Below are 18,982 nucleotides of genomic sequence, written 5' to 3' on the forward strand. Positions count from 1 at the left end.
TTTATACAAGGAGTGATATAAATATGAATGAACATAATCATCCTCATAGTAAACAGATTATTAATAGAATGTCAAAAATAATTGGGCATGCAGAAGCGGTAAAGAGAATGCTTGAAGAAGGAAAAGAATGTAGTGAAATACCTATACAAATAGCAGCAGTTAGAGCAGTATTTAATAATGCTGGAAAGTTAATTTTACAAGATTATATAAATCACTGTATTCTAGAAGCAATTGAAAATAATGATAATGAGCCATTAGAAAAATTAAATGCTGCTATAGATAAGTTTATTAAGTAAATTATTAGATTTAATGCTTTTGGATAGTGTTATAGTGAAAATAGGATTATACATTGTATAGAAGGAACTATAATAGTCTTTGTTCTAGTAAATTTAGTAGGAAATGAATCACTGCTGAGACTGTCAAAAAAGTGAAAAATCGTAAACTTGTGATATAATTGTTGTAAACGTATAGGGTGTGGGCAGTTCATACCTTTAGGTAGTAAAACCAACCATAAGAAGTATGATTACAACTGGATTAGTAAGCCTATACACGATTTTGTATGTATAGGCTTAAATTATTTTAAGGGAGGAATATCCGTGATTGGTTCAATCATTACATCAATTATTTCGTTTGCAAGCACTAATATTGATGATATATTTGTGTTGACGATTCTATATTCACAAGTCAATGAGAAGATGAAAAAAAGCTACATTGTGATTGGACAATATCTTGGCATTGGTATATTGGTTATGCTTAGTCTTTTGGGTGCATTTGGTCTACGCATATTATCAGAAGAATATGTTGGGATTTTGGGGGTCATACCAATAATATTAGGAGTAAAAGTATGGTTTGATTCTAAAAAAGAAATGCAAGAACCTCACGCCAAAAACCATGGCTTTATTGAAACAGATATAGACAACAATGAGACGTGCGGAAAAAGAGAACAGGAAAATCACTTTAGTAAAATCGAAAAAATAAAAAATCTTCTAAGGAAGATAATTAAGCCTGAAATATTAAGTGTTATGCTTGTTACTATCGTAAATGGAGCCGACAACATTGGTATATACATTCCTTTGTTTCGCAGCTATACTTTCGGACAGTTAATAATGACTGTAATCATCTTTGTGGTAATGATTGCATTGTGGTGCTTTATTAGCGAAAAAATTGCAAGTTTCCCCCAAGTAAAAGAAATGCTGCAAAAATATAAGCATATCATCGTTCCTATTGTTTTTATTGGACTTGGCATCTTTATAATCTTTGAAAGTAAGTTGCTCTTTTAAAAGTTTATTTTATTATACAAAACGAATAAATACCATAGATTGAGAAAAACATAAGTATGAAATGTAGTAGTAGATTATATAACGGATAAGCCTATGTGTACAGAAGAAGATGAGCATGGGAAGGTTAATTTTGAAAATAAATTGCAAAGAAAGATAGAATAATGATGCTAAGACAAGACCCTAGAGTAAACTGAGGAGTACTTTTTTTATGACTAAGTTTATTTTCACGATTTTATCAAAGGATGAGGATTTATATACAGCAGTTTGTGAAAAAACTGAATATATATGAAAATATTTTACCATCACTATTTTATGATAAAATTAGAAATAAGCTATAGATTAATATTATAACCTAGCGCGGTTAAACTTTTTAAAGTAAGTCTATGAATTTGATCATAGGCTTTTTATTTGAAAAACTTTTATAGTTTTGCATTTATAATTTCTAAAGCTTTTATAAGACGACAAAATTATTCAAACAGTGGGGTCAGAAAATCTATATCTGTACTATTTATTGAGTGATATTAAAATACATTGGTAGTATCCTTCCTCTTAGGGATTAAGATAATATTCAGGAGAAGTAAATCCATAGCCCAAAGCAAGAAGATGAACGAGTTGAGATAGAGGGTCAAATAAATTTTGTAGATGAACTAAGAATGATAAGACTTCATATAATTAGAATGGCAGTACTGGGGTAAGTGTTAGAGCATTAAGAGATTTAACAAATGTAGAAATGATAGATATAGAAGAATCGAGAGAAGGAGGACAAGCTATAACAACTAGAAAAGTAGTTAAATATATAAGCAGAAGAGAAACGTGTCTTAGGAATAATATTTTTTAATAGAAAATAAATGGAATAGATTATGAATTTGGACCGTGCTGTAAGTGCAAATTATGACAATAAGTAAGTGGTAGAATAGCAACAGTGAAAAATAGCCTAGCAGAGAATATGGCAGAAGAGAATTTTACTAGATTTAGGAAAGTATATCCTAATATAGTTACGGATTTAGTAGGCTAGGGTTTATGAATAAATATAAAAAAGAATCGGAGGTAACCCCCGACTCAATTATTATAGATTAAAAGAAATCACAGTTACAGAAGATAATTACTAATATTAAAAAGAAGAATAGTAGAGAAGTATCCATACCACATTCTCCCTCGCATCCTCTTCTGCCGAATAAGCCACCCATAAATACACCCCCTATTCAGTTCAGATTTAGCACTCTTACAATAGATTATGAATGGAAGTGGAAAAGTGTTCATTATTATTTCTAGGGGGACTATGTGTTGAATAGACAAGGATTTAAGAGGGTACTTTTTAGGAGTTAATAAATGAAAAAAGAATCGGGAATAAGCCCCGATTCAATATGGAGATTTAGCACCTTCTTCCAAAAAAACCGTCACAGTTACAGAAAAGAATTACTAAAAGTAAAAAGAAGAACAATAATGAAGTATCCATACCACAGCCACACTCTTCGTCAAAGCAATTTGTACGTATTTCATTGTCAATCATAATATATACCTCCTATGCAGTAATAAAGTTAGATTTTTTAAAAAAGCCGTACTACTAGTTACAGAAACAGAAGAACAAAAGAATTAATATTAAGAATATGAATATGATTGATTCATCAAAACAACCGCCAAAAAATCCACATTGTTTCTCAGCCATAACAGCACCTCCTTAATGTATTAGTAATTGAGAATTAAATATAAGAAAGAATTATTAGGAGAGGATTTTTTAAATCCTAATATACAATATGAAAGATGACAGTAGATTGTTAATTATTATTTTTACAGAATTGATACTTTAAATAAAGATTAAATAACAGCAGTGGCAGAACCCAACATGAAAACATTATGATTATATTAGAAAAACTAAGGAAATTATTAGTAATGACAGGATATGAATATATCTTAAAACTAGAAAGTATTTCATAGAGAGAATGCAAAGAGAGCAAATAATAGCATTAATTTATCATGAACTAATACATATTAGAGAAGATGGAGACATGGTCAAGCACGATATAGAAGATTGAAATAGCATTATAGCAACATTTGGGACTGATTGGCCAGCAATTCAAGCAAAAATAAAGAATCTTCTGGAAGAAGAAATACTTTGGAGAGAGCTAGAACCACTAGCGAAACAGAATGATATGTTCAGCCTAGAAGAATTCAATAATTCATAGATGGGAAAAGGAAAAAAATTTAGGATTCTAAATAAAAAAGTATTGAAAATATTCTTCTCAATACTTTATAAGGAGATTAATCCCAATAAATCAGCAACTCCAATACCTACTAATAATATGCCTATAGTTATATATAGTATAGAGGTAGCGGTACTGCCTATTAATTTTATAAGTCGTGTTGCTTTACGACTTTCCCAATAAAATGCTGGTTTCAAAACAGTACAAATAATTGCAAATAAACCCACTACAATAAGAAAAATAGGAATAAACATTATGACACCACCTTTATAAGAGTAAGAAATACAAATAATTATAACAGAAAAGATAAATACATTCATATAGTTCTAAAGTACTATTGGTATAAAAACTGAAATATCGCATTAGGAGGAGGGGAAATAGTGAGTATGATTTTAATAGAATTTAGGAGTTTTAAGGTAAAGATATGTACTGGCATTTGAAATTAGTCACATAATACTACTTATATGATGTAGCTATTGAACCTTGAAAACTAAATAATACGGTATTGAAAATAGAATGTTACCATAAATTCACTGGTATTATATAGTACGTATGTTATAATTGGCATATAAGTAAGTTGTAATAATAGAAAACATGATATATGAATTATTTATAAATTGGAATTTGAAAGGAGTAAAGAATGATGCTATTAGTAGTTGAATGTATTATAGCTTGTGCCATATTTACATTAATAATATTACCACCGCTCTATAAGGAGCCAATCAGTCAAATTGTATCTTTTCCACCAGAGATTCGCAGACGTGTTGAGAGTTTACCTCAGTATAAAGTAAATATTGATACTAAGAAGAAACGTCATATAGCCATCAAAATCTTTTCAATATTTATATTTGCTATTATGTTAGCATTAGTTGCCTATTATTCTGGAGCAAGAAGTTTTGTTAAGGCATTCAGACATGTGTTTATCATATTTTTTGCCGTTAACCTTTATGACTTATTTGTCTTGGATATAGGACTATTCTGCCATAGTAAAAAAACCAGGATTTCTGGGACAGAAGATATGGATGAAGCATATCGAAATCCGAAGCATCACATCAGGGGAGCAATAATTGGAACTTTTCTAGGTGTTGTAGTCGCTTTGCTTTCTGGTGGACTTATTCATTTATATAGATTTATTTACAGGATTTAAGATAGATAGTTATAAGTAATTTGTAATAGTAGATTAAGACGATAATCTTTATTTTGATAACAATCTTGTACCATCTTGAAGTAGCCGAACAATCCAGATAAATTCGTATTGTTTGTAAATAATCCTCCTTTCACATGGATATATATTACATTAATAGAATTATAGATATATAACATGATAGGTTTATATTTATGTTGGATAATTTATATTTAACGTCATGATTAGAAGATAAAATATATTATTAAAATACCGTATTATTCGGAAATGAATTTTACGGTATTTTTATGATGAAAGAAAATAATTAGTTGTAATTTATGTTATAACTTCGAAGTAAGTATTGAAAATCAAACGGTAGATATTGTATTAAAGACTGAATAATATAGCATTAGAAAGTAGAAACATTTACATTCAAAACAATATTCGTCTTACTTTAGTTTGAAATCCAAAACATTTGATAATGTATTTATTTCACCAGTAAACGGAAAGCATATCAGTCTATCTTCTGTTTCAAAAACCATGAAAAAAGGTGGATCATTTTTGGGGATTATAAGATATACTTCTTTTACAATTGTATTTAGCCATTTGTTTTGCAACTGAATGGCAGGAACAAGTGGAAATCTAATAGCATAGCCGTCATCCTTAACGGGGTCAAATTTTGCATAGATTCCATCTATTTTGTTTATCCAACCTATAACCATATTATTGATTTCTTCGTTTGTTTGAACTGTTTTAATTACTTTATTTTGTTTAGGGTCAAAGATTTCAATGTATTCGTACTCTTCAGCATGAATAACCTGTAGATGAAAAAGTATGATAACTAAAAATACTGTTGTGAGAAATTTTTTAATCATAATATATCACCCCATAGTTAGTATTCCCAGAACAATTATGAAATTTACTAGGGATAAATTGGTGTATTATATTTATATTAAATATCATAATTGTTAACACTAAATATTTCTATGTTTTACCACGGTATTTAGTGTTGTTTATATAAAATATTCCGGATAATGGTGGAGATTATATATAGTAAACATAATATATATGATATAATTTTCATACAGGTAATTCATAGAGCCAAAAAGGTACTGCGTAAAAATTATTTATATTAAAATAGGAGGTAAGATATGAGAAAATCAATATCATTATGTTTATACTTTATTTTAGCTCTGTTTATCCTTACTTCTTGTGAGGATAAACAAGATGTTGTTCATATGGGAGTAAATGCAGAAATTCTAGAAATTTCTGAACAAGAAAAAACTATGTTAGTGAAAGGTCTAGATGAAAATAGTATCTTAGGTGACAAATGCTATGTAAAATGTGAAGATGCTTATTTTATTGAAGTTGTTGATGGCAAACCTATTGATATTACATTTGATGATTTTTCCGTAAAAGATAAAATAACGGTTGATGTAATTGAGGTTTTAGAAAGCTATCCATCATCGACAACAACAGGACGTATACAGCTAATTCAAAGAAGTGATTCAAACTATGATAAAATAAGTGCGTATATGGAGGAAGAATGTAAAAATGTTTTTTCTCCATACTATGAGTTATTAGATTTTCAAATATCAAATTATCAGGAGGAAGTTGTGAATGAAAATGTTGAAGCTACTTTTTTCTATAAGGTAATACACAAAAATTATGATAAAGATCCAGATACAGTAAGATATATTAAAGAAGCGAAGGAACGTGGTGATAGCAACTATCAGCAAATGTATGATGAATACTTGCAGCCAAAGGAAATGAATTTTGAGTTAAAAGCTATTATGGATAAAAATGATTTAATAACTTTATACTCTAATATTTCTCCAAAAGGAATTGAATGGGAAGAAACGAAAATGTCTGATTTTATTCTGAGTAAATAGAAGTGATTTTAAGTATAAGGTTATTACTGAAATTAGAGTAAAGAGTTATCTAAATAAAGACATTTAAGCACTACACAATATTTATATTAGGCACATTATTAATTTTAAACGTTATGATTACTAAAGTAGATGGAAAAGCTATAACTTAAATTTGACTAGTTGTAGTGCTTAATCTTTTTCTTGGCAAGTTTTGACATGGGAAATATAATTAAATTAATGTATAATTTAGTTATATTTATTTGTAATGGTAAAAATGTATGTAATAAAGAATTGTTTGTATCTTATAATGGGGGATGAAATGAAGGGGCTGAGTTTAATTAATATTGGATTTTTAACTTTTATTATTTTGCATGTGATTAATCGATTTGTTATAAAAGTTTCAGATTCAATTTATGTGGCTATAATGATACTAGCAAATACTTTTTTGTTCGGTGTTATGTTAAAGATTAGAAAAGAAGGGAAAAGATAAGTGCAGCTTGTAATTAAGACATCTAATTCTTAGTTTGTGCAATAATCGGAATTAGATATGTTAAATAGAATTGAATATATTTGATGTTAGGACTCTAGAGCAATCTAGGGTATTATTTTATTTATACATAAAAACCTGCTAAGAAAAATCAATAGTTTTTTTCAATTATTTAAGCAAAATTTGAAATGGCAATAAAAAACATCATCCTTTTAATCAGATGATGTTTTTTGCATGCTAAATAGACTAACTTGTATATCTGAGTTAGCCTAATTCATCTTTATTCTGTTTATGGTTACTGCAGTTCCATCACTCGAGCATAATATATTCTTAGAAATTTATTAAGGGCGGCAATTTTAGCGACTTTCTTAGGTTTTCCTTCAGCTTCCTTCTTTAGCATATACAAATATACTGCTGAATCTTCTGTTGGTTTGACTGTTTTTAAACATTTCATGACTTCGTAACCTGTTTTTCGTAGTAATGAAGAACCTCTTTTGGATATCTTTCGCCTTGTACCTATAAAAGCTCCTGACTCGTATGGTGGGGAATCCAATCCTGCATAAGCTATCAATGCACTTACACTATGAAATCTTTTCACATCACCGATTTCAGCAATTAACCTTGGTGCTAATACATCTCCTACACCATTCATAGCTCTAACTGTCTCATATTCTTTTAAAGTTCTTGCTATAGATTGAAGCTGTGATAAAATATTATATAGAGTTTTATTCACTTCTTTTAGAACTCTAACAGATTCCAGAACAAGCATTTTGGTAGATGGTGTTCTGGAAGGAAGTGTTGGAATACCACTGCATGCCATCGCATAGATTTTTCTTGCCTTGGACTCACTTGCGTGGTATCCATTCTTTTTAGCCCATTTCTGATAACTTTCAACGAACTTTAATTCCGTTAGCTTTGTTATGTTATCATAATGCCAATAATGCTCTACAAAATCACTTAGCTTATCCTTCATTGGATTATCAGATCTTTTTCCTGACAACAACTTTTTTATTCCTGGCATTGTTCTATCAAGAATACTAGTAAGTGCCAACTTACTATCAATTTTTATCTTTATATAATGAGAATATTGTCTACCAAGAAATTTCAATTCTTCATATGTCTCTTCGTTCGCTTCATGCTTAGTCAAATGAAACCAATTATCTATCCCATAATTTGCAATCCGTATAGAATCAATTTTGTCTGTTTTTCCTTTTCTAATAGATGTAGAAGCATATTTCTTCATAACTAAAGGATTTATAATACTTACAAATATTTTTTTGTCTAAAAAAATACTTAATAATGGTAAATGGTATGCTCCTGTTGCTTCTAAAACTACTTTTACTTCTCCTTCTAATTCAAGTATTTTATTAGCTAATTTTGTAACCGATCCCTCTGTATGCATGATTTCAAACGGTGACTGGACTATTTCCCCGTATGGCTTTAAAATGCAAACCATGCTTTTTTCTTTTGACACATCAATTCCTACACTTATCATAGTTAACCTCCATGATTTATTTTGTAATTGCAATCCATCTGCACTTATTGCCCTTCATTTTGGTTAGTTACACGAACGTCTTTTATTAGTTCAACCTGCTTAATCGAATGCTACAATAAGAGATGGCTGACAGTTTTTATGACGGATGCTATAATCCAAAAAAGCCCACGCCAGGCCAATTACTCTCTTATTGTAAAAAAATAAGTGCAAATACTCAACATCATTTATTTGATGTCTTGCATTTACACTTTTATCGTACCAAAAGAGACCCCCTTGGAGGTCTCTGCATATATCGAATATGATTGTCTTTACTATTAGCAAAGGAGGAAGGGTAACATAGCTGAGTATAGATAAAAAAGAGATACCCAATACTATTATACTCAATTGATGAAATTATGTGAGAAAAATATTTTTAATATTAATAGATGTTAGTATAGTCTTTTTATTTTAAATTAAAATAGCAAATAGACTTTTAGTAGATCTATTTGCTATAATACATGTATTAAGGAGGGAACTAGAACTATGAATAAAATACTTAATATTATTATATTAAATTATATAAGTTTATTATAATATTTATTACAATAAACTTATATATAATTATATTTTCTTATTAAGTAATTCACTATGCTTATCTTAAAAAAATTATTATTCTTTTTTCATAACATATAGATTGAAAGCAGGAAGAATAATATTTGCTTTTTTATATCTTTTTATCAGCGATTTTTGGAAAATTAACTCTGATCTTTTTTATTTAAAAACTTTTTCCAAAAAGAAGGACTTTCAGTTTGAATATTGAAATATATAAGTAAGGTTTAATGTAAAGAGTGATAAATAATAGAGTTAGACAAGGACATAATTATGGGACCTTAAAGGCCCTATTTTTTTATAATAAAAAATATTGTGATAATATTTATGATATACTTTTATGGTAGAATATAGTAACTTAAAAAGGGGGATAATTATGTTAGGAAGAATAGGTGTTGCAGAGCTTATTTTATTTATAATTTTTATCATTGTTATATTTGCATTATTCTCTATTAAGAAGAGAAAATAATTATCATGATTAATTTTCTAGTCTTTTTTGTTTAAAAATTTTTTAAAAAAAGAAGTTATAATTTTAATATAAATTTATATAAATAAGTTTTATATAAAAGATTATAAATAATTGTAGAGGGTTTATTATTTATAATTAGAGATTTATTAAATCAATTAAAGCCTTTGAGATTCTTGCAAATTGAAAGCAATTATATAAGTAGTTTTGATAGATGGTAATTGTAAAATACAGAGAGAAATTGCTGCTATGTTGAGTATATCTAGACTTTATGTGTCAAGAATTGAAACAAGATTACTAAATAAGCTAAATAAAACTTTAATGAGTAAATAAATTAATCCAGGTAATTTAATCCTGGATTAATTTACTATACCTATCTAACGGGAGCTGTTCTAATAGGAGCAGTTATTCTTGTAAGAATATCTTCTATATCTGTAACAAATGTAGATATAGGATGACCACTGCTTATATTGGTACTTATAGTTCTTATTCTAGTGTGAAGAGTAGGGTCTGAAGTTACAGAAACATGTTTTATGTTTTTATCAGCAACTTTTACAGCAGCTTCTACTTTTTTTCTAAGATCAGAACTTACAGTATGAGTTGTAGTACCTGTAGTAGTTGTATTTCCAATGCTAGTTGTAGCTCCTTTGGTAGCTGTATTTCCCTCTAGTTCACATCCCACAAGGCTGTATTTCCATGAACTATTACGGAAGCACCTTTCACTTCTGGTAATTCAGCTACTCGTTTCGCTATAGCAGTTGCTCTAGTTGATAAATTATTGTTTGCTATATTACCATTATCAGTGGTTCCAGGGACTAAATTGTTACCTCTTAGACTATCATAAGTCATTGGAGTGTTTCTAAGCGCATTGTTGTTGAGATTAGTGTTATCTCTAACCATACCATTGTTTAGATTAGTATTTAATCTATCCCTAGTATTATAAGGTGTATTAGTCATCCAACGATTATTTAAGTTATCGTTATATAGTCTAGTTTGTGTAGACATATTTCTCATATTTGTATTCGCTGGACGACAGCCAGCCATTGCTACTAGTAAAACTATAGATAATCCTAAAATTTTGATTTTATTTTTTTTCAAATCATCCACCTCCTACAAATAGTTTTGCACGGAATAGTTTTTTTATTTAGACTAGTTTTTATCCAATTTGTATAATCTAGCCAGATTTAAATTTTTTTGTTTTTATTATTAGATATATAGACAGTCATAATATTAGCAGGCTGGCTTTTATGGTATAATAAAATTAATGACAGGAGGGAAAAAATGGAAATCACTTGGAATACAAAACTTTATTGTTTAATAGGAAAACCAATAGATAAATCTCTATCACCGATAATACATAATAATATTTTTAAAATTTTAAATAAAGACAGTCTCTATCTAGGATTTAATATAGAAGAAACTGATTTAAAGACAACAATAAATGGATTTAAGGCAATGAAAATAGAAAGCTTTAATGTAACTATTCCATATAAGAAATCTATAATTAAATATCTAGATGATATTACTCCAGAAGCCAAAGCTATGGGGGCAGTTAATACTGTAAAAAATCATAATGGAAGATTTATTGGATATAATACAGATGGTGATGGTTTTTTACAAACTTTTCACAATAATAACATAGATATAAAAGGTAAAAATATTTTGCTTATAGGCGCAGGAGGAGCTGCATACGCGATTGCAAATGCATTGGTGAAGAAAGATATATATAGTATAACTATTGCTAATAGAACCTTAGATAATAGCTTCTTATTGCAAAAAAAGATAAAAAAAGATAAAAAAGATAAATGAATAAAATTTTAATAGAGATAATGAATTTAAATTTAGATAATATAGATAAAAAAAATATAGATATTATTATTAATTCCACATCCATAGGTATGTATCCTTTAGAAAATATGACACCACTGGAATTAAGTGGATTTTCTACTAATACTATTGCTTATGATATAGTATATAAACCATATGAAACTAAATTAATAAAAGAGGCTAAAGCCAGAGGTATGAAATCATTTAATGGAATATCTATGCTCTTAAATCAAGCTATTTTTAGTCAAAATATTTGGGGGAATTTAGATAAAAAAATAAATTTGGAAATATTTAAAAAAATAAGAAGGAATTTTGACTAATTATATAGAATAATACAACGAAGGATAATAATACTTGAAGGTGATGGAATGATAAATAAAAAATTAAAGCTGGGAGAATTATTACTATATGCTGGAAAAATAACTGAAATTCAACTTAAAAATGCTTTAGATATACAGAAAAGGTCAGGGAAAAAGTTAGGAGAAGTTATTGTTGCTGAAAAATTTACTACTGAGGATGATATTATTGAGGTATTAGAATTTCAGCTAGGAATACCACATGTAGATTTAGATAAGTATCAAATAAATTCGTCTGTAGCCACAATCATTCCAGAAAATATAGTTAGGCGATATGAACTCATAGCGATAGATAAAAGAGATGATATTCTCATAGTAGCTATGGTTGATCCATTGAATATTTTTGCTTTAGACGATGTTAAAATTTTCGTTAAATCAGAGATTCAACCAGTTATTTCAACAAAGGAAAAACTGTTAAAAGCAATAGATAGATTTTATAGTGGAGAAACTACAAAAAAAGTATTAGAAGAATTTGAAGAGAATTTTTTACCTATTAATACAGATGATGTAGAGGACTCTGAGCTATTAGAAGTAACCAGTGCTCCAATAGTGAAACTCTTAAACTCTATAATCGAACAAGCTGTACGGGAAAGAGCATCTGATATACATATAGAGCCATATGCTGAAGATATAAGAGTGCGATTTCGTATAGATGGAGATTTAAGAGAGGTTATGATACTTGCTAAAGGTAGTCTTTCAGGTATAGTTACTAGGATTAAAATTATCGGAAAAATGAATATTGCAGAAAAAAGAATACCTCAAGACGGTAGAGTAGAAACTAAAATAAATGGTAAGGAAATAGATATGAGAATATCTACTTTGCCAACAGTTTATGGAGAAAAGATTGTAATAAGATTACTAGATAGGTCTAATTTTATGTTCACAAAGGAAGCATTAGGTTTCAGCAAGGATGGGTTAGAAATATTCAATAAGATTCTAGCCCAACCATATGGAATGATATTAGTTACAGGACCTACAGGGAGTGGAAAGACTACTACTTTATATACTGTTCTTCAAGAGTTAAATCAAATAGAAAAAAATATAATCACTATAGAGGATCCAGTAGAGTATAAATTAAATGGAATCAATCAAGTACAGGTAAATACAAAGGCTGGATTAACCTTTGCCTCTGGACTTAGAGCCATACTTAGACAAGACCCAGATATAGTAATGGTAGGAGAAATAAGGGATAGCGAAACTGCCGAGATAGCAATTAGGGCAGCAATTACTGGACATTTAGTTCTTTCCACTTTACATACTAATGACAGTCCTTCTACCGTTGCAAGGCTTATTGATATGGGAATAGAATCATATTTAGTATCATCAGCTATTATAGGAGTCGTATCTCAAAGATTAATAAAATTACTTTGTCCAAAATGTAAGACGTCTTATGAGGCTGGGTATTTAGAAAAAAAAATCTTGGGTATGGAAGAAAAAGATAAATTGATATTAAATAAAGCCGTAGGATGTAGTTTTTGTAACAATGGATATAAAGGGAGAAGGGCAGTACATGAATTGATGCCAATTAATGAAAGTATTAGGCAACTTATAGATAAAGGAGCTAATATAGATGAATTAAGGACACAAGCTATAAAAGATGGAATGCATACATTATTAGAATCAGCAGCAAGCTTAGCAATTAGAGGAGATACTTCCTATGATGAAGTATTAAGAGTAGGATTTACATTGGGATAGGGGGACATAAAATGAATATAATTGAACTTGTGAACATAGCTACTTCTAAAAAGGCATCTGACATTCATATAACAGTCGGAATGCCTCCTGTTTTAAGAATAAATGGTCAGCTGATAAACTTTGGCGAAGAAAAATTAAGACCAGACGATACAAAAACTTTAGTTTATGAAACTTTGAATGAGCATTTAATAAAAGAATTAGAAGAAAATGGTGAAGTAGACACTTCCTTTTCTAGTCCAGGAATAGGTAGATATAGAGTAAATGCATATAAGCAAAGAGGATCCTATGGTATGGCATTAAGAATAATTCCGTTAGAAATACCTAACATAGATGACTTGGGACTTCCGCCAGTGGTAAAAGATTTAGCTAGATTACCTCGTGGACTTATTTTGGTTACTGGCCCTACAGGAAGTGGAAAATCCACAACCTTAGCTACTATGATAAATCAAATAAATAATGAAAGAAAATGCCACATATTGACTCTTGAAGATCCTATAGAATATTTACATAAACATAATAAAAGTATAGTAAATCAGAGAGAAATAGGTACGGATTCTAAATCCTTTGCATCAAGTCTTAGGGCTGCTTTAAGGCAAGATCCAGATGTTATATTAGTTGGAGAAATGAGAGACTTAGAGACGATATCTATAGCGCTTACTGCAGCTGAAACAGGTCATCTTGTGTTATCAACTTTGCACACCAATGGAGCTGCAAAGACTATAGATAGGATAATAGACGTGTTTCCACCACATCAGCAGCAGCAAGTGAGAGTACAGTTCTCATCGGCTATTCAGGCAATAATATCTCAGCAATTATTGCCAAAGACAGATGAATCTGGAAGGGTAGCTGCCTTTGAAATAATGGTAGCAACATCAGCCATAAGAAATTTAATTCGAGAAGATAAGATTCATCAAATAGATACAGCGATACAAACAGGAGCAAAATATCAGATGCAACCTATGGATTCGTCATTACTTGAGCTCTATAAAAGAGGATTAATATCTAAGGATATAGCTTTAATGCAGGCGATAAATCAAGAAAATATTAGAAAATATATTATTTAGGATGTGACCCTATGATATATAGGTATAAAGCAGTATCTCAAGATGGAGAAATGATAGAAGGGTATTTTGAAGGAAGTGAGAAGTCGGATGTATTAGCAATGCTAAAGGGAAATAACTATCTGACGGTTTCAATAGAGAAGGATATAGAGGCGGAAGCGCAGATAGATATCTTTTCTAGCAAAGTTAAAAAGAAAGATTTAGCAGTATTTTGCAGACAATTTTATACAATGTTAGATGCAGGTATAGGCATAGTAAAATGTATAGAAATATTAGAGAAACAATCTGAAAATAAAAATTTAGTTAAGGCATTAGGAGCATTATATGAAAATGTTCAGAAAGGGTTTACCTTATCTGAAGGAATGAAAAAACATCCCAAGGTATTTCCAGCACTCCTTATAAATATGATTGAAGCAGGAGAAGTCAGTGGAAACTTAGATACAATAATGGAAAGAATGGCGGTACATTTTGAGAAGGAAAACAAATTGGAAAACAAAATTAAATCAGCGTTAATATATCCAATAGCATTAGCAGTAGTTTCGATTGCAGTGGTTATATTCTTATTAGTAGCTGTTATGCCGACTTTCATAGGTATGTTTGAATCTAGCGGACAAGCATTACCAGTTCCTACACAGGTTTTACTCAATATAAGTAATTGGCTAACAAATTTCTGGTATATATTTATAGTAATAGTCGTGGGAATGATAGCAGGATTTGGCACTTTTAGGCAAACACCTATTGGCAGGAATTTTTTAGATACATTAAAGCTCAAAATCCCAATAGTAAAAGATACAAATGTAAAAATAATTACATCAAGATTTACAAGGACTTTATCAACTCTAATATCTAGTGGTATTCCTTTACTTCAATCCATAGATGTGGTAGCCAAAGTAGTAGGAAATAAAGTAGTACATGATAGATTAGCAATAGCAGCTGAAAATGTAAGAAAAGGAGTTGCTTTGTCTAGAGCAATTAACGAAATGGGAGTATTTCCGCCAATGGTAGATTCCATGATAAAAATAGGAGAAGAATCAGGTTCTCTTGATGATATATTATACAAAACAGCAGATTTCTACGATGATGAAGTAGAAGTAGCTTTACAAAGAATGACTAGCCTGATGGAACCTCTTATGTTAGTTGTTATGGCAGTGGTCATTGGGTTTATAGTTATAGCTATGGCAATGCCGATGTTTGATATGGTGAATACTATACAGTAATAAATAATTGAAAATGAACAGTTCACAATTAAAACGAATTATTCATTTACCAAATATTGACAATTAAAAGGGATTATTATAATATAAAATAAATTAAATTATCGAAAAATGAATATTTCCTCGGCAAAGTTAAGGAAACTTAGCGACGCAAAGCTTGAGTCTAAGGTTATCCAATAGGATAATGATGATCGTTCAGCTGCATAAATAGTTGTATTATTTATGCAGCTTTTTTGTACGATAAAACTATTTTGATAAATTAAACTTGTAAATTTCTTTGTTTACAAATAAACAGAGTCTGCAGATTTTAAATTGCGCATTGTGCACTGGGGATTGTGAATTGATAGAATGGTGGTGATTTAGGAAAGAGATCATTGTTGTAATTATATAATTATTTTTAAAATAAAAATTAAGGGGGAAAACAAATGTTGAAATGGATTAACAAGAAAAGAAACAGAAAAGGATTTACATTGGTGGAGTTAGTGGTAGTTATTGCAATATTAGGGATATTGGCAGCTATAGCTGTACCTAAGTTGAGTAAGTCAAGAGAAAATGCAGCAATAGCAGCCCATAATGCTAATGTTAGAACACTTGAATCAGCTGCGACATTAGCAGTATCTGAAGGTAGTGGAGCTATTGAATGGGGGAAAGAAGAAGGAGAAAATGATGATGGAACTAGAAAAGGATGGGAAAACTATCTTCAATCATGGCCCGATATTCCAAATGGGTTAGTTGGCAAAGAATACGATGGAGAAGATGGAAAAGTTACTATTGGTAAAGATGATAAATATAAAGTTGAGATTAAAGATAATGGTGAAATAAAAGTAACACCACCAAAGGCAATAACTGACAAGAAGGTAGACTAATATTTTTGAGCTAAGATACTAGGTGTCGACTGAATATTGTTGAATATTATATTAGGATATTACAAAGGAGAACATTATGCAACTAATAATTCCACTATACGAGCTATTAATAGATTTATTTTTAAATGTATGTAATGTAGGCTACTAAGAAAAAAGCGTTGCTTTTCCTTCCTGTCGTTGTCCTAATTATAGTACAAGCTTAAAATGGTGTGACTTAGTACCAGTATCTAGATTTATAGAAAATACAAATATTGTAGGGAGATTTTCTCCCTACAGTGTCAAAATACTGTGCTATGTAACAAGATGTCTAAGGACATTTGGTTAGATAGTATAGATAATATAAATTGATTAAAAGGTGATAGGATGAATTATATAAATAAGAACCTAAAAAGAGTTAAAGGTTTTGTATTGCCAGTAGTTCTAATGGTAATGGTAGTATTATCAATTTTATTTATTTCGATTATAACAATCGCCCAATCAAATACTAAGCAAGTTACAACTCAAGAAGATAATTTAAGGGCATATTATTTAGCTAGATCAGGTATAGACATAGCATATGCGGCTTTAATGGAAGAAAAAGATGGTGATTTAAAGATATATAAGTTTATAAAAGATACGAAAGATACCTTGACTCATAAGAACCTTGCTTTACCTAATGAGATAGATCCTGTTGGATATGTGGATATAGAAATTTCGAAGGAAGATGATGAAATTAAAATTCGTGCTGCTGCTAAAACAGCAAAGGGATCTGGAACTTCATCTTTATCACTTTATATTGATAAGAATAATCTTAGTAGGACTAGATGGATAAAAGAATAATATAAGGTCAAGAGGGATCTGCATGAATAAAAGAAAAGGATTTACTTTAATAGAATTGATTATAGCAATAAGTATAGGACTTATGGTAATGGTTATTGCCTATAATATCTTATTTATAGGAATAAGAGGACATTCGAGTACATTTAGATCCTTTGAAAATCAAGCCGATATCAGATATGCCATTGAAACTACTAATAATGCCATAAGATTTTCAACAGTGGGGTTTATGGTAACTGAAGATGATTTCAAACCAGTCGTTGAGAATGGTGATATAAAAGGGTTAGTTAAACCTTGGAACTATATAGGGTTAGGGCCTGATAAAAAATCAATTGTACATTATAAATATGTATCCATTGATGGTAAAACGGGTTATTATAAGATGGATGTTCTAACCCATGGATTAGAAGATTTGATATATGATTTGAAATTTACTAAACCGAGTGAAACTCAAGAAGATAAAATAATTAGATATATGCTTAAAGTCAGTAATAATAGGAAATCCGATACTATAGCTACCGAAGTTGAGGCTATTAATGCACTTCACATTATAGATTGGGGAGATGCAAAGAAGCCAGCCGTTGCATTAGCTTATAGAACAGAGGAGACACCTGAAATCTATAAAAGGCCTGTTGCTGCAATATCTATGGTACTAGATACATCAGGAAGTATGAATTGGGGCATGAATGGTGAAGGAACTACAACTACAGGGATAAATGGAAATAACCCCGTTAGGTTAAGTCTTTTAAAGAATACATTAAATGATCCAAATGGAGGCTTGTTTTCTATATTTGAGGAATCTGATGTATATGTAAGTCTAGTCCCATTTTCTTATAATGCAAATATGCCACATAGTAACTATAACAGTAAAGATGTAAACAGAATAGATCTATCTAGTTTTTATAATGTTAAAGTCAATGATGAAAAAAATAAATTACAGACTATGGTCAATGCCTTAACTGCAGATGGTGCTACTAATACTGGAGACGGTATGAGGAGAGCATATTATCAATTAAAGAAATTTAATGAAAATAAAAGTAGTTATGGATTAAATTCTAAACAGCAAGTGAAGAGCTACATGGTAGTTCTTGTAGATGGTGTAACAACTGCAGGAAGTGCAAATATTAATATTAGAAGGAATGGTTATGGATACTTTGATAACTTTCTTACTAGTATGGAGGATCTAGGCATATTTTATACGAATAATAGAAATTTAAGTGGATATGGATGGTTAGCAGGCAAACATCCCAGTGGATATACTTATTATTTAACAAATCAAAAACATTCAGTAGGGAATGGAGTGTCTTTAGACATTACATATGGTGAACCATATGTACAAAAAATTGGAGAAATGATACAAGGTTCAAAGATTATAGATCAAGCCTTTATCATTGGATATTCAAATGCTAAGGACAGATATGGGAAATTCTATGAATTAGAAAGTGTGACAAACATAGCTAGATCTTTTGGAATAACTGTAGGAGATAATGAAGCAAATGAAAAGTTTATAAACAATGATTTTGTTTTTGTGGCAACAGATAGAGAAAGTTTAAGGGAAGCGTTTGAGAATATTGGTGGATATATTAATGAGGAATTATGGCAAATAGACGGTCCAAAGTTAAAACCTTAGTAGGGG

The 18,982-nt window shown here is 30.0% G+C and carries 20 protein-coding genes and 1 riboswitch; of the genes, 14 read left to right on the forward strand and 6 right to left on the reverse strand.

All coding sequences use genetic code 11. The features are described 5' to 3' along the window. Positions 1 to 23 precede the first annotated feature (23 nt). Positions 24 to 296, forward strand: coding sequence for a metal-sensing transcriptional repressor (locus CIW83_RS07540; protein ID WP_094900236.1), 273 nt, complete (start codon positions 24 to 26; stop codon positions 294 to 296). 300 nt (positions 297 to 596) lie between these two features. Then, complete coding sequence (locus CIW83_RS07545) at positions 597 to 1,280, forward strand: cadmium resistance transporter (RefSeq protein WP_201259724.1); 684 nt, start codon at positions 597 to 599, stop codon at positions 1,278 to 1,280. A 1,372-nt stretch (positions 1,281 to 2,652) separates the two neighbouring features. Here the strand turns inward: CIW83_RS07545 and CIW83_RS22745 are convergent. After that, a complete protein-coding gene (locus CIW83_RS22745) occupies positions 2,653 to 2,790 on the reverse strand; it encodes a hypothetical protein (RefSeq protein ID WP_201259725.1) in 138 nt (45 codons plus the stop codon). Positions 2,791 to 3,211: 421 nt separating this feature from the next. Here CIW83_RS22745 and CIW83_RS24835 point away from each other — a divergent pair, with 421 nt between their 5' ends. Continuing rightward, positions 3,212 to 3,313, forward strand: coding sequence for a putative metallopeptidase (locus tag CIW83_RS24835; RefSeq protein WP_369819378.1), 102 nt, complete (start codon positions 3,212 to 3,214; stop codon positions 3,311 to 3,313). 215 nt (positions 3,314 to 3,528) lie between these two features. Here CIW83_RS24835 and CIW83_RS07550 read toward each other — a convergent pair whose 3' ends face one another. Then, positions 3,529 to 3,735 carry a hypothetical protein gene (locus tag CIW83_RS07550; protein ID WP_094900237.1) on the reverse strand — a complete coding sequence of 69 codons (207 nt, stop codon included), beginning with the start codon at positions 3,733 to 3,735 and terminating at the stop codon, positions 3,529 to 3,531. 389 nt (positions 3,736 to 4,124) lie between these two features. Here CIW83_RS07550 and CIW83_RS22475 point away from each other — a divergent pair, with 389 nt between their 5' ends. After that, complete coding sequence (locus tag CIW83_RS22475) at positions 4,125 to 4,628, forward strand: hypothetical protein (protein ID WP_162288515.1); 504 nt, start codon at positions 4,125 to 4,127, stop codon at positions 4,626 to 4,628. Between the two features lie 425 nt (positions 4,629 to 5,053). On the opposite strand, the gene CIW83_RS07560 is transcribed toward CIW83_RS22475, so the two are convergent. Further along, positions 5,054 to 5,479, reverse strand: coding sequence for a hypothetical protein (locus CIW83_RS07560; protein WP_094900238.1), 426 nt, complete (start codon positions 5,477 to 5,479; stop codon positions 5,054 to 5,056). 276 nt (positions 5,480 to 5,755) lie between these two features. Here CIW83_RS07560 and CIW83_RS22750 point away from each other — a divergent pair, with 276 nt between their 5' ends. Together CIW83_RS22750 and CIW83_RS22160 are read left to right on the forward strand one after the other, a co-directional pair. Beyond that, positions 5,756 to 6,496 (forward strand): hypothetical protein, encoded by a 741-nt coding sequence (locus CIW83_RS22750; RefSeq protein WP_201259726.1) that lies wholly within the window; start codon positions 5,756 to 5,758, stop codon positions 6,494 to 6,496. Positions 6,497 to 6,794: 298 nt separating this feature from the next. Continuing rightward, a complete protein-coding gene (locus CIW83_RS22160) occupies positions 6,795 to 6,965 on the forward strand; it encodes a hypothetical protein (protein ID WP_158220046.1) in 171 nt (56 codons plus the stop codon). Between the two features lie 292 nt (positions 6,966 to 7,257). On the opposite strand, the gene CIW83_RS07570 is transcribed toward CIW83_RS22160, so the two are convergent. From CIW83_RS07570 to CIW83_RS07580, 3 genes are all read right to left on the reverse strand, one after another. Next, complete coding sequence (locus CIW83_RS07570; protein WP_094900239.1) at positions 7,258 to 8,457, reverse strand: IS110 family transposase; 1,200 nt, start codon at positions 8,455 to 8,457, stop codon at positions 7,258 to 7,260. 1,427 nt (positions 8,458 to 9,884) lie between these two features. Next, positions 9,885 to 10,193: a YhcN/YlaJ family sporulation lipoprotein gene (locus tag CIW83_RS07575; RefSeq protein WP_158220047.1), complete on the reverse strand. Its 309-nt coding sequence runs from the start codon at positions 10,191 to 10,193 to the stop codon at positions 9,885 to 9,887. After that, entirely contained in the window at positions 10,178 to 10,609 is a 432-nt protein-coding gene (locus CIW83_RS07580; protein ID WP_094900241.1) for a YhcN/YlaJ family sporulation lipoprotein, read from the reverse strand. The genes CIW83_RS07575 and CIW83_RS07580 overlap by 16 nt, the downstream gene beginning before the upstream one ends. 183 nt (positions 10,610 to 10,792) lie before the next feature. Here CIW83_RS07580 and CIW83_RS07585 point away from each other — a divergent pair, with 183 nt between their 5' ends. The 8 genes from CIW83_RS07585 (at position 10,793) to CIW83_RS07620 (ending at position 18,976) form a co-directional block, all read left to right on the forward strand. Continuing rightward, positions 10,793 to 11,320 carry a shikimate dehydrogenase gene (locus tag CIW83_RS07585; RefSeq protein WP_094900242.1) on the forward strand — a complete coding sequence of 176 codons (528 nt, stop codon included), beginning with the start codon at positions 10,793 to 10,795 and terminating at the stop codon, positions 11,318 to 11,320. Beyond that, a complete protein-coding gene (locus CIW83_RS07590; RefSeq protein WP_094900243.1) occupies positions 11,317 to 11,658 on the forward strand; it encodes a hypothetical protein in 342 nt (113 codons plus the stop codon). The genes CIW83_RS07585 and CIW83_RS07590 overlap by 4 nt, the downstream gene beginning before the upstream one ends. Before the next feature lie 48 nt (positions 11,659 to 11,706). Then, the gene (locus CIW83_RS07595) at positions 11,707 to 13,389 is read left to right on the forward strand and encodes a GspE/PulE family protein (protein WP_094900244.1); all 1,683 of its coding nucleotides are present in this window, start codon (positions 11,707 to 11,709) and stop codon (positions 13,387 to 13,389) included. Positions 13,390 to 13,400: 11 nt separating this feature from the next. Then, complete coding sequence (locus CIW83_RS07600) at positions 13,401 to 14,453, forward strand: type IV pilus twitching motility protein PilT (protein WP_094900245.1); 1,053 nt, start codon at positions 13,401 to 13,403, stop codon at positions 14,451 to 14,453. An 11-nt stretch (positions 14,454 to 14,464) separates the two neighbouring features. Continuing rightward, a complete protein-coding gene (locus CIW83_RS07605) occupies positions 14,465 to 15,667 on the forward strand; it encodes a type II secretion system F family protein (RefSeq protein ID WP_094900246.1) in 1,203 nt (400 codons plus the stop codon). Positions 15,668 to 15,779: 112 nt separating this feature from the next. Continuing rightward, a riboswitch (cyclic di-GMP riboswitch) is annotated at positions 15,780 to 15,871 on the forward strand. Positions 15,872 to 16,089: 218 nt separating this feature from the next. Further along, on the forward strand, positions 16,090 to 16,530 hold the full coding sequence (locus CIW83_RS24665) for a type II secretion system protein (RefSeq protein WP_094900247.1): 441 nt from the start codon (positions 16,090 to 16,092) through the stop codon (positions 16,528 to 16,530). Between the two features lie 363 nt (positions 16,531 to 16,893). Then, a complete protein-coding gene (locus CIW83_RS07615; protein WP_094900248.1) occupies positions 16,894 to 17,349 on the forward strand; it encodes a hypothetical protein in 456 nt (151 codons plus the stop codon). 22 nt (positions 17,350 to 17,371) lie between these two features. Beyond that, positions 17,372 to 18,976, forward strand: coding sequence for a prepilin-type N-terminal cleavage/methylation domain-containing protein (locus tag CIW83_RS07620; RefSeq protein ID WP_094900249.1), 1,605 nt, complete (start codon positions 17,372 to 17,374; stop codon positions 18,974 to 18,976). Positions 18,977 to 18,982 lie beyond the last annotated feature (6 nt).

It is taken from the genome of Tissierella sp. P1 (assembly GCF_002266425.1).
Lineage (GTDB): Bacteria > Bacillota > Clostridia > Tissierellales > Tissierellaceae > Tissierella > Tissierella carlieri.

Excerpts from the sequence above, each read along its gene's own strand:
- CIW83_RS07540 (WP_094900236.1), top strand. The coding sequence starts at position 24 with ATGAATGAACATAATCATCCTCATAGTAAACAGATTATTAATAGAATG.
- CIW83_RS22745 (WP_201259725.1), bottom strand. The coding sequence starts at position 2,790 with ATGATTGACAATGAAATACGTACAAATTGCTTTGACGAAGAGTGTGGC.
- CIW83_RS07550 (WP_094900237.1), bottom strand. The coding sequence starts at position 3,735 with ATGTTTATTCCTATTTTTCTTATTGTAGTGGGTTTATTTGCAATTATT.
- CIW83_RS22475 (WP_162288515.1), top strand. The coding sequence starts at position 4,125 with ATGCTATTAGTAGTTGAATGTATTATAGCTTGTGCCATATTTACATTA.
- CIW83_RS07560 (WP_094900238.1), bottom strand. The coding sequence starts at position 5,479 with ATGATTAAAAAATTTCTCACAACAGTATTTTTAGTTATCATACTTTTT.
- CIW83_RS22750 (WP_201259726.1), top strand. The coding sequence starts at position 5,756 with ATGAGAAAATCAATATCATTATGTTTATACTTTATTTTAGCTCTGTTT.
- CIW83_RS22160 (WP_158220046.1), top strand. The coding sequence starts at position 6,795 with ATGAAGGGGCTGAGTTTAATTAATATTGGATTTTTAACTTTTATTATT.
- CIW83_RS07570 (WP_094900239.1), bottom strand. The coding sequence starts at position 8,457 with ATGATAAGTGTAGGAATTGATGTGTCAAAAGAAAAAAGCATGGTTTGC.
- CIW83_RS07585 (WP_094900242.1), top strand. The coding sequence starts at position 10,793 with ATGGAAATCACTTGGAATACAAAACTTTATTGTTTAATAGGAAAACCA.
- CIW83_RS07590 (WP_094900243.1), top strand. The coding sequence starts at position 11,317 with ATGAATAAAATTTTAATAGAGATAATGAATTTAAATTTAGATAATATA.
- CIW83_RS07595 (WP_094900244.1), top strand. The coding sequence starts at position 11,707 with ATGATAAATAAAAAATTAAAGCTGGGAGAATTATTACTATATGCTGGA.
- CIW83_RS07600 (WP_094900245.1), top strand. The coding sequence starts at position 13,401 with ATGAATATAATTGAACTTGTGAACATAGCTACTTCTAAAAAGGCATCT.
- CIW83_RS07605 (WP_094900246.1), top strand. The coding sequence starts at position 14,465 with ATGATATATAGGTATAAAGCAGTATCTCAAGATGGAGAAATGATAGAA.
- CIW83_RS24665 (WP_094900247.1), top strand. The coding sequence starts at position 16,090 with ATGTTGAAATGGATTAACAAGAAAAGAAACAGAAAAGGATTTACATTG.
- CIW83_RS07615 (WP_094900248.1), top strand. The coding sequence starts at position 16,894 with ATGAATTATATAAATAAGAACCTAAAAAGAGTTAAAGGTTTTGTATTG.
- CIW83_RS07620 (WP_094900249.1), top strand. The coding sequence starts at position 17,372 with ATGAATAAAAGAAAAGGATTTACTTTAATAGAATTGATTATAGCAATA.